Genomic DNA, 11,567 nt, shown 5'->3' on the forward strand with positions numbered 1-11,567 from the left:
CCCATCAATGAAGCGAAGCTGGAGGAGACGCGGCGCCAGTCGCTGACGGAGCTGGCCGCCCAGCCCCTGCCCACGCCGTGGTGGAGGGAGGTGGCGGTGCTCCTGGCCACCTACCTGGGCGTGGGCGTGGTGGGCCTGCTCGTGGTGGGCCGGCACGGGATGCTGCTCAACTCCGCGTCGCCGTTCGCCGTGGCGCTGGTGGCGCTGCTCATCGTCGTCAGCGTGGGCGGCGGCGCCCTGGTGGCCCTGGCCCCCAGGCAGCGCACCTGGCCCCTCTCACTGGTGGCCGTGGGCGCGCTCGCCGTGGCGCTGGCGCAGGTGTTCGGGCGCTCGGGGGTGCAGGTTCGGCCGTTCCTCGCGGGCACCCTGGGGTGCATGGGCGCGGAGGTGGCGCTGTCGGTGGTGCCGCTGGCCCTGGTGCTCGTGCTGCTGTGCCGCTCCGCCTTCCAGCCCGTGCGGGCGCTGGCGGCGGGGCTGTCCTCCGCGGGGGTGAGCCTGCTGGTGCTGCACGTGCACTGTCCGGACGGCTCCGCGGGTCACCTGATGCTGGGCCACGTGCTGCCGTGGTTCGCGCTGGCGGGCGTGGCGGTGCTCGTCCGCTCACGCCTGCCGTCCCGCTCCTACGCGCCCTGAAGGGCTCTGGCGCCTTACTGGAGCCGCGACAGCGCTTCCTGGGGGAAGGCGCGCGCGTCCACCTTCGCGTGCCACTCCTTGATGCGGCCGTCCGGCCCGATGACCACGCCCACGCGGCGCGCGTTGGGGGCCGAGGCGTCATCCGCGGCCCCGTAGGCCAGCCCCACCTTGCGGTCCACGTCGCACAGGAGCGGGAAGTTGAAGCCGAACTTCTGGGAGAAGGCCTGGTTCTCCGCCGGCGTGTCGAAGCTGATGCCCAGGATGACGGTGCCCTTGGCCTCGTACTGGGTCTTGTGGTCGCGGAAGGAGCAGCCCTCCGCGGTGCATCCGGGGGTGTCCGCCTTCGGGTAGAACCAGAGCACCACGTTCTTGCCCCGGTAGTCCGACAGCCGGTGCGTCTTCCCCTCCGAGTCCTGCACGGTGAACTCCGGCGCCACGTCTCCCTGCTTGAGCATGTGCGATGCCTCCTTCATGGGGTGGAAACCGGGGGCGTCGTAGCACGCTCCCGGTGCGTGCGGCCGAGCACCGCTCGGACGATGTGTGGAGTGGAGTGCAGCCGGACGGCGCCCGGGGGTGGACAGCTTCAAGAGGCTTGAAACCCACCGGCCACCTCCGTTTAGTAGGTGCACCAAATGAACACCTCCGACGAACCTCCGCCTGCTTCATCGCAGCGGATGGCCGCGCTCACGCTCTGGGCGCGGCAGCACCTTTCCCGTCTCATCTACTTCCTGCTGGGCGCGTCCAACCGCATCCGCCTGCCGACCCCCTCGGTGTTGCCCATCGCGGGCGCGGTGGTGGGGCTCTACAGCGGTCTGGCCGCGGGCATCTTCTCCAACCTCATTGGCGTGATGAGCGGCATCACGTTCAGCGCCGCGGAGCTGGCGGCGGCGCTGAAGCCGCAGCGGCTGCGCACGTTGATGGAGTCGCTCGCCTCCGCGCGCTGGCACCTGGAATACGCGCTGGTGGGCGTGCCGCTGGCGCTGGGCGCGCTCCTGCTGGCGCGGGTGATTGACCCGGGCGGCCCTCGTGACGAGGTGAAGCGCCGGCTGCGCCTCTTGGCCCTGCTGACGCTGGGCGCGCTGTCGCTCTACTACCCGCTCGTGGGCCTGGCGGCCGTGAACGCCGTGTTCGGCCACGCGCACAACCTGGCTTCCGCGCTGCCGCACCTGCCCTGGTGGCTCATCCTGATCGCGCCCACGGTGGGCGGCCTGGCGGTGGGGCGGCTTTTGCGCGACCGGCCGGAGACGCACGGCCACGGCCTTCCGGAGGTGGTGCGCGCGGTGAAGAGCGGCGCCAACGTGGTGCCGGCGGACCGGGGGTTGCTCAAGCTGATTGCGTCCGCCATCACCATTGGCAGCGGCGGCTCCGCGGGCCGCGAGGGCCCCATCGTCTATGGCGGCGCGGCGTTCGCGTCCAGCGTGGGGCGGGTGCTGGGCTTCAGCCGCAAGGAGCTGTCCATCCTGCTGGCGTGCGGCGCGGGCGCGGGCATCTCCGCGTCCTTCAACGCCCCCATCGCGGGCGCGGTGTTCGCGATGGAGATCATCCTGCGCGAGTTCGAGCTGCGGGTGTTCTCCCCCATCATCCTGGCGAGCGTGGCGGGCACGCTGGTGAGCCGCGGCGTGCTGGACGAAGCACCCCTGCTCAACCGGGTGAACTACGAGCTGGTCAGCGGCTCGGAGGTGTTCGCGTACGCGGCGCTGGGCATCGGGTGCGGGCTCCTGGCGTTCGCGTTCGTGAAGCTGCTGCACGGGGTGGAGCACTTCTTCCACGGCGGCATGGGCGGGAAGCTGTCCCCGTGGCTGGGCAAGAAGCCGCTGCCGGTGCGCGCGGCGCTGGGCGGCCTGTGCACGGGCGTGCTCGTGTTCCTGAGCCCCACGGTGTGGGGCAGCGGCAACGACTACATCAACCTGGCGGCGGCCGGGCAGCTGCCCTTCTTCTTCCTGCTGACGGCGTGCGTGCTGAAGCTCGTGGCCACGGCGCTCACCATCGGCTCGGGCGGTTCAGGCGGCACGTTCTTCCCGGCGGCGCTGATTGGCGCCATGGCGGGCGGCGCGTTCGGCACGCTGGTGCACTACTTCTTCCCGCATGCCACGGGCCCCAGCGGCGCGTACGCCATCGTGGGCATGGGCGGCGCGGTGGCGGCGCTCACGCGCGGTCCGCTCACCGGCATGATGATGCTGTACGAGCTGAGCGGCAGCCACGAAATCATCCTGCCGCTGATGGTGACGTGCACCATCGCGTCCGCGGTGTGCCACTTCCTCACGGAGCGCACGGCGCCCAAGGTGCAGAGCGACGAGGACCTGCTGGCGGCCACGCACGTGCGGGCCCTGATGACGGAGGTGCCGGCGGTGTCCGCGGGCACGCCGCTGCGCGCGCTGACGGACCAGCTGCTCACGGCCGAGGCCGGCACGCTGCCGGTGCTGGACACGCAGGGCAACCTCTACGGCACGGTGCACGTCGAGCAGCTGCGCGAGGTGTGGCGCGACGAGTCCATGTACCCGCTGCTGGTGGCCAGCGACCTGGCGCGCAAGCTGCCCGCGCTGGCGCCGGACTCGGACCTGGCGCATGCGCTCCAGGTGATGGACCTGGAGGACGTGGACGCGCTGCCGGTGGCGCCCGTGCTGGGGCTGTCCCCCTGCGGGCTCATCACCCGCGCCGCCGTCCGGCGCTTCCTCTTCGCGCAGCACACGCGCGCGCACAACACGGGGAACTACCCCGTCACGCCCACGGAGGCGACGCACTGAACCCCCGGGAGGGCTGGGCCTGTCAGGAAACCCGGGGAGCGGGCATCCTTGGGCGCCATGTCCGACCCCGCCCTGTCCTCCCTGCGCGCCGAGCTGTCCTCCACGTTCCACGATGCCCGGGTGCGGCGGATGGTGGACCTGGGACGCAGGGCCCGGACGGACCCGCAGGCGCAGGCGCTGCTGGACGCGCTGGCCCGGGGGGACGCCTCCGAGCGGCGGCTGGCCCTGGCGGCCCAGTTCACGCGCCGGGATGGCGCGGCGGTGCTGAAGGCCACCGCGGACGAGTCCTTCCGCGTGCGCGCGCTGGCCTTCGAGCTGGTGTCGCTGGCCTGTGACGACGCGCAGGCGCTGGAGGCGCTGCGCATGGCGCACGGGATGCGCCGCGAGCAGACCGTCATCCACCAGCTGCGCAAGCGCAAGCGGCACGCCGTCATCGACGCGTTCCTGGACGGGCTGGCGGCGCGAGGTGAGCACGTCACCTTCGCGGACACGGTGCCCCTGGCCACCGAGGCCAGCCTGCGCCGGCACCTGGCCCGGGCGATGGAGCGCCCCAGCCAGCGGTTCTGGGCACGGCTGGCGCGGCATGCGCCCCAGGTGCTGGGCGAGGTGCTGCTGGAGCAGCTGCGCTCGGTGAAGGGCGAGCCGGACCCCGTCACGCGGCAGCACCTGGCCTGGGGCATGGGGTGGCTGGCGGAGCGGGCGCCGGACCTCGCGGAGTCGCTGCTGGCCGTGCTGCTGGAGCGGGGCATCCCGCCGGACGAATACGCCTTGCGGACGCTGGCGCGGCATCGCCCCGTGCGGCTGGTGGCGCTCGTGCGGCGGCATCCCCCCGCGTTCCTCCCGCACCTGCTGTTCGCGAAGTCCCTGGCGGCGCTGGATGCCGAAACCCTGACGTGGGCCGTCCAGCGCGACCCGACGCTGCTGGGCCGCGCGGAGGACGCGCTGAAGGAGCTGACGGAGCCGCTGCGCCAGACGCTCACCGAGGCCTGGGCCGCGTCCGTGGAGCGCGCGCCCGCGTGGGGCACGCCGCTCATCGCCCGCATCGCGGACCCGGCCCTGCGCGAGAGTGTCTACTCGCGCTGGACCGTGGGGGCCCGCACCAGCGACGGCGTCATCGCTCCGGAGTACGTGCGGCACCTGCCGGTGGACCTGCGCGAGCGTGAGGCGCGCCGGCACCTGCACGAGGTGGTGCAGCTGGGCACCCGCGCCGAGAAGCGCATCGCCTATGCGCGCTTCCTGCCCTGGGATGAGGCGCTGGGCGTGCTGAAGGGCGCGCTGGGTCACCCGGACGCGGCCATGCGCGGCGAGGGACTGGGCGCCCTGCTGGCGCTGCCCGGCCTGCGCCCGGACGAGCCCGCGTGGGTGGCGCCCGCGCTGGCGGCGGTGCTGGCCCGGAAGAACGAACAGGACCCGGTGCGCGGGGTGATGCTGCAGGCGCTGGCCTCGTGGCCCCGGCGCATGTGGCGCGCCGAGCACACCGAGGCCCTGGGGCGGATGCTGCGCGACGCGCTGGACGCGGCGGACCTGTCCATGGCGACGGCGCAGTCCGCGGAGCGGCTGCTGGTGCGGGCCTTCGGCGCGGATCCCGCGTGGGGCGCGCAGTGGCTGGGCACCTTCCTCAAGGAGCGCGGGAGCATCCAGGACGGCGGGCTGGGCCACCGGTTGACGGACGACGAGGTGCGCCGGGCCGCGCCGTACCTGCTGGCGCTGGCGAAGAGCTGGGCGGAGCGTGAGCGCGGCGGTCCCCTGCTCCAGCTGGCGGCGAGCCTGGGCAAGCGCGCGGCGCTGGTGCCGGGCCTGTCGGACTGGCTCGTCTCCGTGCGCGACACGGGGCCGGACAAGCGGCTGGCGCTGGCGCTGACGCAGTGGCTGTCGCGCGAGGACCGGCCGCGCTTCGAGTCCACGCTCGCGGCCACGCTGCGCCGCTGGCGGGACCGGGGCTGGGACGAGGAGGTCGTGGCGCTGGCGCATACGGAGAAGCGCGGGCTGCCCCTGCACCGGGAGCTGGTGGAGGAGCTGGAGCGCGTGGCGCTGCGGCTGGGCAAGCCGTCCGGCAACGCGCTGTGGGTGCTGCGCTACCGCGCGGTGAAGGACTTCGACCGCATCCTCCCCGCCCTGCTCAAGAAGGACGAGAGCGCCATCGCCATCCCCGTGGTGCGCGAGTTCCTGCACCGGCGCCGGCAGGACCTGCTGGGACCGTACCTGGACGCGCCCGTCATCACCGGCCAGTTCGCCACGGGGGCGACGCATTGGATTTTGCCGTTCGACTCGGGGTTCTTCCGGTGGACGCCGGAACAGAACGGGGCGTATGCGCGCGCGCTCGCGCGGCTGTGCGAGGACCTGGAGCGGGACACGCCCACGCTGCTGGCGGCGGTGACGCGGATGGCGGCGCTGGACTGGGCGCCCATGGACGCGCTGCTCGCGCTGGCGAACGACAAGCGGCCCGCGGTGCAGGAGCGGGCCCTGCGGGTGATGGCGCGGTGCGACCAGGGCCAGGGCGTGCCCACGCTGCTCGCGGCCCTGGAGGATTCGCGCGCGCGCATCGCCATCTATGGCCTGCGGCGCGCGTTCAACGGCATGCCCGTCACGCGGGTGCTGTCGCTGCTGGCGGAGGTGCCGCTGACCAAGGTCACGGTGGCCAAGGAGGTGGTGCGCCTGCTGGGCGAGCTGCGCTCGGACGCGGGCTATGAGCGGCTGCTGGAGCTGGACGCGAAGCCGCTGCACCGCGACGTGCGCATCGCGCTGTTGCGCGCGCTGTGGGACCACCTGGACCGCGAGCCCACGTGGGCGGTGTTCGAGCGCGCCGTCGCCGGCGAGGACGCCATCATGGCGTCGCGCGTGGGGGACATCCCCGCGGACCGGCTGACGGAGGCGTTGGACGCGCGGCTGTCCGCGCTGCTCGCGAAGGTGCTGGCGCGGCCGGAGCCGGATGCGCGCATCGACCTGCTGCGGCGCGCGATGTGGCTGTCCGTGAAGGACCGGGAGCGGGTGTTCCTCTCCGCCTGTGGCGCGCGGCTGGCCTCGCCCTATGACGACGAGGTGCGCGCGGCGATGGGGGCCCTGGTGTACCGGACCGACGAGCGCGACGTGCCGCTGTTCGAGCGGATGCTGGAGGCGGTGGCGCCGGACCGGCGCGCGCTGAGCATCGCGATGGATGCGCTGCTGCAGCCGCGGCGGCAGATGCGGCCCGTGCCCCTGCAGGCGGTGCATGGACTGGTGACGGGGGGGCTGCTCACGAAGGACCCGTGCCTGGCGACGCTGCGCGTGCGCTGCGCGGCGGTGGCCCTGGCGCCGCCTGACTTCGCGCTCCACCTGGACGCGATGGGACAGCAGGGCTGGCTGCACGCGGACGCGCTGATGGCGGCCCAGGTGGCGGTGTCGAACCTGCCGGTGGAGGCGCTGGAGGAGGTGGGCTCGCACCTGGCGCACAGCCCCAGTCCGGAGGCGCGGCGCGTGGCCCTGCACTGCCTGGTGCGCGACGCGGCGGATGGACGTGGCTGGACGGAGAACCGGCTGGAGGCGCTCGCCATGTTCCAGCGGGATGACTCACCGCTGGTGGCCGGCGCCGCGCAGTTCGTGTTCCCGCCCCGGGAGATGGTGAAGCCCCAGGAGTGACGCTCAGCTCAGCGAGCGGGCCGGAGCCCTCCACGCGGCTCCGCGCTCCGCTTCGCTCGCGTATTGCTCCAGTTGCAGCGCCCGGTGGGCCACGGTGTGCTCGGCCAGGACGCGGGCCCGGGCCCGCATGCCCAGTTGGTGCCGGTCTGCTTCCGGCATCTCACGCAGGCAGCGCAGCACGTCCTGGTCCGTGCGGGCGATCATCACCTCGTCACCCAGCGCGAAGACGTCCTCCAGGCCCGGCCACGGGTCACAGAGGAGCGCCGCTCCACAGGCCGCGGCCTCGAACAGGTCCGGGCCTGGCGTGTGCCGCGCCTGGGAGAGGGCCAGCGTGAAGCGCTGCGCTCCGATGAAGCCAGCGTGCTCCTGGAGCGGCGGCGGCGCGTGCCTCGCCACGTTCGCGGGCCAGGCGTCATCCACCGCCGACAACGTCCCCGCGAGGACGAAGCGCCCCTCGGGCCAGCCTCTCGCGGCGCCCAGCAGCCACTGCTTCAAGAGCCCCCGCCGCTCCGGCGACAACGGCCCGGCGTGCCCCAGGTCCCAGCGCGTCCTCCCGCCTCCGGGCGCGAAGTGCTCCGCGTCCACTCCGGGCAGGAACACGCGCGCCCGGGCCACGCTCCACTCGCGCTCCAGCTGACGGGGCACCGGGCCTCCACTGGAGCAGAGATAGAGCCGGTAGCCCATGAACAGCTCCGGCGTCATGCAGCCGGGGTCCTCTCGCAGGGCGTGCCGCGCCAGCGTCCGGGGCGTGTCCCGGTCCCAGAAGACGGTGAGCCCGCCCGCCGTGTTCGTGACCCAGCGGCTCACGTCCGTGACCTGCGGCACGTCCGCGTCCACCAGCACCAGGTCCGCGCGGCGCACCTTCGAATGGAAGCGCGCGTGCAGGTCCGCCAGGTCCAGGTACGGCGTGACAGCCCGCGCCTCTTCCCGCGGGGTGCCTGAGTGCTCCAGGAAGAGGACCGCGTGTCCGCGCCGCCTCAGCGCCTGCGCGAGCTGCGTGGGAGCCGTGTCCGCCCACGACCCGGCGTGGGCCCGGCACGCGGGGCCCAGGAAGACGATGTCCATCCGCTCGGGCCTCCACGCCCCCCGCCCGGCGGAGGGAGGAAGCTCCACGCGCGGCACGCCCCAGGGCTATCGCGCCCGGCGCCGGGCGGACAAGCCAGCGGGCTTCGTGCCGCGTGAACTCCTCAACGGCGCGGCCGGCCTCCCGCCCGCGCGTGCCACGCCGGCGTCCGCGAGGGGACCGTGCCCCTGTCCCTCGGGCCAGGGGCCCGTGTCCGAGCCCCTGCTACTTCGTCGCGGGCGCGGCCTGCGTCGGGGGCGTGGTGCCCGCCGGAGCCGCCGCGGGCTTCGCGGCTGCGCCCTTGCGCAGGGGACACGCGGCGATGGCGCCCGAGACGTCGATGGCGTCCTTGCCCTCGCTCACCTTGAGCACCTTGCGGTCCTCGCCCACGACGAACGTGTAGCGCTTGGACACCGTCACCACCGGCATCTTCACGTCGTACGCGCCCACCACCTTGCCGTCCGGGTCCGGGATGAACACGAAGGGCGCCTTCAGCTCCGCCTTGAAGCGCGTCAGCGTCTCCGCGTCGTCCGTGGAGAAGGCCAGCACCTGGCCCTGCGCCTGCTCGATGTCCTTGTAGCGGTCACGGTACGCGGTCAGCTCCTTCGTGCAGCCGCTGGTGAACGCCTTGGGGAAGAAGGCCACGATGACGGGCCCCTTCTTCACCATCTCCGACAGCGTGTAGGTCGTTCCCGCGGTGTCCTTCACCGTGAAGTCCGGCGCGGTCTCACCGACCTGGGGAATCGCTGCGCTGAGCCATCCGACGACGAGCAGGGAGTTGAGCATGCCCGGGACTTAACGGGCCCCGGACACCGCGACAAGCTCCCGAGCGCCCCCAGGCGCCCCCAAGCTCCTACGACGCCGCCATGCGGGCCCACACGGCGGCGGCGGCCTCGCGCGACTGCTCGGCCACCACGGTGGGGTTCACCGACAGGGGCCGGCGCGCCCAGACGCGCCACACGCCGTCCACCATCACCGCCTCCACGTGGCGGCTGCCCAGCCCGTGCACCACGTGCCACGCCAGCGTCTCCGCGGTGAGCGGCGTGGGCGACAGGTAGTCCAGCACCAGCAGGTCCGCGAGCGCGCCCTCGCGCATGGGGCCGATGGCCGCCTCGAACACCTGCGACGCCAGCCGGTGGCCGTTGGCCAGGTAGCGCAGCACGTCGATGGTCTGCCCCGCCTCGCGCGAGCGCAGGTACGCCGCCTGCGCCTCCGCGAACATGTCCGGCGACGTGCCGTCCGTGCCCAGCGACGCGCGCGCCCCGAACTTCAGCGCGGGCGCGTAGCCCACCTCCTGGCCCTGGTTGGAGCGCGGCGTGTGCAAGAGCCACGTGCCCGTGGCCAGCACCTGCGCCAGGTCCGCCCACGCCAGGTGGCCCGCGTGCGCCGCCATGGCGCGGGGCGACAGCAGGTTGCTGGTGAGCAGCCGCGTCACCGGCGGGTTGCCGTGGCGCTCGGTGGACAGCCGTTCGTCCAGCGGATCCTCCGCGAGCGGGAAGTGCAGCCCGGTGCCGGTGGTGTTGAGCGCCTCGCCCAGGCCCTGGAGCGCGTCGTCGCCCAGCGTGAAGCAGGGGCCCGCGCCCACCTGCCCGCGGAAGCGGCCCCGGGCCTTGCGCGCGAAGCTGACCGTCTCCTCCAGGCCCTCCTCCCGGCCCACCGCGCCCATGCGGTCCGTGACCGCGTAGGACAGCACGCCGCGCACGCCCACCTCATGGAGGCCGCGCGCCGAGCGCAACAGCGAGCCCGTCACCGCCTTGGGCGAGGCGTGCAAATCAAACAGGGTGGTGGTGCCGCACTGGATGGACTCCAGGCCGCCCGCCGTGGCGGCCACCTGCACCGCGTCCAGGTCCAGCGCGTTCTCGAAGGGCCAGCGCACCTGCTCCAGCAGGGCCTGGTAGGACGTGGGCGTCGGGCGGTTGAGGCCGCGCGACAGCACGGAGGCCAGCCGGTGGTGGGCGTTGACGAGCCCCGGGAACACGAGCTTGCCGGACAGCGCGACCACCTCGTCGTCGGGGCCGGGCGTCAGGTCCTCGCCCCTCGCCACGATGCGCTCACCTTCGATGCGCAGGTCCACCCGCTCCACCGACGCGGGCTCCAGTTCGATGACGAAACCACCCTTGAGGACGGTGCCCAACATCCCTCCCAGCATCCGCGTGCGGTACGCGAGGTTCGTGAAGGCGACCCCCTCCCCTTAGGGGTCACGCTTGAGGCCCGGAACGTTAGCATTCCCGGGCCGTTCTCCGTCATCGGGACCACACATCCCTGCACCCACACCCCTCGTCCCGGCCACCCCAACACGGTGGGCATGCCCGGGGTGGACCAAGGACAGGCAGGCAGGCGGCGCGTCATGACGTTGGGCGCCGGGGGCGCGGGCCCGTAGACTGCCGCCACCTTGGTGTCGGAACCCGATGTCTCCTGGGCAGGTCACTACCGCTTGAGCTCGCGCATCGCGACGGGCGGCATGGCGGAGGTGTATCTGGCGCGCGCCATCAGCCCGGACGGACAGCGCGGTCCGGCCGTGGCGGTGAAGCGGCTGATGCCGCACCTGGTCGTGGACCGGCGCATCGTGCAGATGTTCCTCAACGAGGCGCGCATCACCGCGCAGGTGCGCCACCCGAACGTGGTGTCCATCCTGGAGCTGGGCATGGAGGGCGCGGAGCCCTTCATCGCCATGGAGCTGTTGGAGGGGCGCTCGTTCGCGGAGGTGCGGCAGGAGGCCGCCGAGCGCGGCCAGCGCGTGCCCCTGGGCATCACCCTGCGCGTGCTGGTGGAGGCGTGCCGGGGGCTGGATGCCGCGCACCGCGCCGTGGACGAGGCGGGACGGCCGCTGAAAATCGTCCACCGCGACTTCACGCCGGACAACATCCACGTCGGGGTGAACGGCGCGGTGAAGGTCATCGACTTCGGCATCGCGAAGGCGGACGCGCTGGGGTCGGGGACGGAGCCCGGGACGCTGAAGGGGAAGTTCTTCTACATGTCGCCGGAGATGATCGCCGGCCGCGACGTGGACCACCGCGCGGACCTGTTCGCCGCGGGGGTGATGCTCTACGAGCAGCTGTGTGGCCGGCGGCCCTTCACCGGCATGTCCACCGACGAGGTGCTGACGCGCATCTCCGAGGGCAAGCCCCGGCCGCCCACGGCGTTCGACCCGTCGGTGCCGCAGGCGCTGGAGGCGGTGTGCCTCAAGGCGCTCGCGAAGGACCCGGCGGCGCGCTTCGACAGCCTCCAGTCGTTCATCGCCGCCATCGAACTGCTGGGCGGGCCCGCGGAGGTCGCCGCGCCGGCGCAGGTGGCCGCGTACCTGGACGCGCTGTTTCCGCCGGACACCGACCCCAAGCGGCTGACGCTGCGCCGGGCGAGGCTCGCGGACCCCTCCAATTCGAGCGGAGCGCCGGGCGGGGACGTGCTGCCGCCCTTCGGGGTGCAGGGGGTTCCGCCCTGGCCCGTGCCTCCGCCGGCCCCCGCTCCCGGGGTCTCCCGGCCCCTTCCGCCCCTGGGCATGCATACGGTGT

General features: G+C 73.3%; 8 protein-coding genes. 4 read left to right on the forward strand and 4 right to left on the reverse strand.

Translation table 11 applies throughout. The features are described from left to right. Positions 1 to 633 (forward strand): DUF1109 family protein (locus D7X55_RS26130; protein WP_121724494.1); only part of this gene is annotated, 633 nt, incomplete at its 5' end. A 14-nt stretch (positions 634 to 647) separates the two neighbouring features. Here the strand turns inward: D7X55_RS26130 and D7X55_RS26135 are convergent. Then, positions 648 to 1,088 (reverse strand): peroxiredoxin, encoded by a 441-nt coding sequence (locus D7X55_RS26135; RefSeq protein ID WP_120550879.1) that lies wholly within the window; start codon positions 1,086 to 1,088, stop codon positions 648 to 650. Positions 1,089 to 1,265: 177 nt separating this feature from the next. Between D7X55_RS26135 and D7X55_RS26140 the strand changes: the two genes are divergently transcribed. Further along, positions 1,266 to 3,377, forward strand: coding sequence for a chloride channel protein (locus D7X55_RS26140; protein ID WP_233610069.1), 2,112 nt, complete (start codon positions 1,266 to 1,268; stop codon positions 3,375 to 3,377). Between the two features lie 57 nt (positions 3,378 to 3,434). Further along, on the forward strand, positions 3,435 to 6,992 hold the full coding sequence (locus D7X55_RS26145; protein ID WP_121724496.1) for a hypothetical protein: 3,558 nt from the start codon (positions 3,435 to 3,437) through the stop codon (positions 6,990 to 6,992). Positions 6,993 to 6,995: 3 nt separating this feature from the next. Here the strand turns inward: D7X55_RS26145 and D7X55_RS26150 are convergent, their stop codons facing one another. From D7X55_RS26150 to D7X55_RS26160, 3 genes are all read right to left on the reverse strand, one after another. After that, the gene (locus tag D7X55_RS26150) at positions 6,996 to 8,057 is read right to left on the reverse strand and encodes a glycosyltransferase (protein ID WP_121724497.1); all 1,062 of its coding nucleotides are present in this window, start codon (positions 8,055 to 8,057) and stop codon (positions 6,996 to 6,998) included. A 223-nt stretch (positions 8,058 to 8,280) separates the two neighbouring features. Beyond that, complete coding sequence (locus D7X55_RS26155) at positions 8,281 to 8,841, reverse strand: peroxiredoxin (protein WP_120550875.1); 561 nt, start codon at positions 8,839 to 8,841, stop codon at positions 8,281 to 8,283. A 67-nt stretch (positions 8,842 to 8,908) separates the two neighbouring features. Continuing rightward, on the reverse strand, positions 8,909 to 10,189 hold the full coding sequence (locus D7X55_RS26160) for an amidohydrolase family protein (RefSeq protein WP_121724498.1): 1,281 nt from the start codon (positions 10,187 to 10,189) through the stop codon (positions 8,909 to 8,911). Positions 10,190 to 10,516: 327 nt separating this feature from the next. On the opposite strand from D7X55_RS26160, the gene D7X55_RS26165 reads away from it, so the two are divergent. Next, positions 10,517 to 11,567: serine/threonine-protein kinase (locus tag D7X55_RS26165; RefSeq protein WP_233610070.1), on the forward strand; the 1,051-nt coding region annotated here is incomplete at its 3' end.

The sequence above is a fragment of the Corallococcus sp. AB049A genome, from assembly GCF_003668885.1.
GTDB lineage: Bacteria > Myxococcota > Myxococcia > Myxococcales > Myxococcaceae > Corallococcus > Corallococcus interemptor.

Coding starts and splice junctions, on each gene's coding strand:
- D7X55_RS26135 (WP_120550879.1), bottom strand. CDS start 1,088: ATGCTCAAGCAGGGAGACGTGGCGCCGGAGTTCACCGTGCAGGACTCG.
- D7X55_RS26150 (WP_121724497.1), bottom strand. CDS start 8,057: ATGGACATCGTCTTCCTGGGCCCCGCGTGCCGGGCCCACGCCGGGTCG.
- D7X55_RS26140 (WP_233610069.1), top strand. CDS start 1,266: ATGAACACCTCCGACGAACCTCCGCCTGCTTCATCGCAGCGGATGGCC.
- D7X55_RS26145 (WP_121724496.1), top strand. CDS start 3,435: ATGTCCGACCCCGCCCTGTCCTCCCTGCGCGCCGAGCTGTCCTCCACG.
- D7X55_RS26155 (WP_120550875.1), bottom strand. CDS start 8,841: ATGCTCAACTCCCTGCTCGTCGTCGGATGGCTCAGCGCAGCGATTCCC.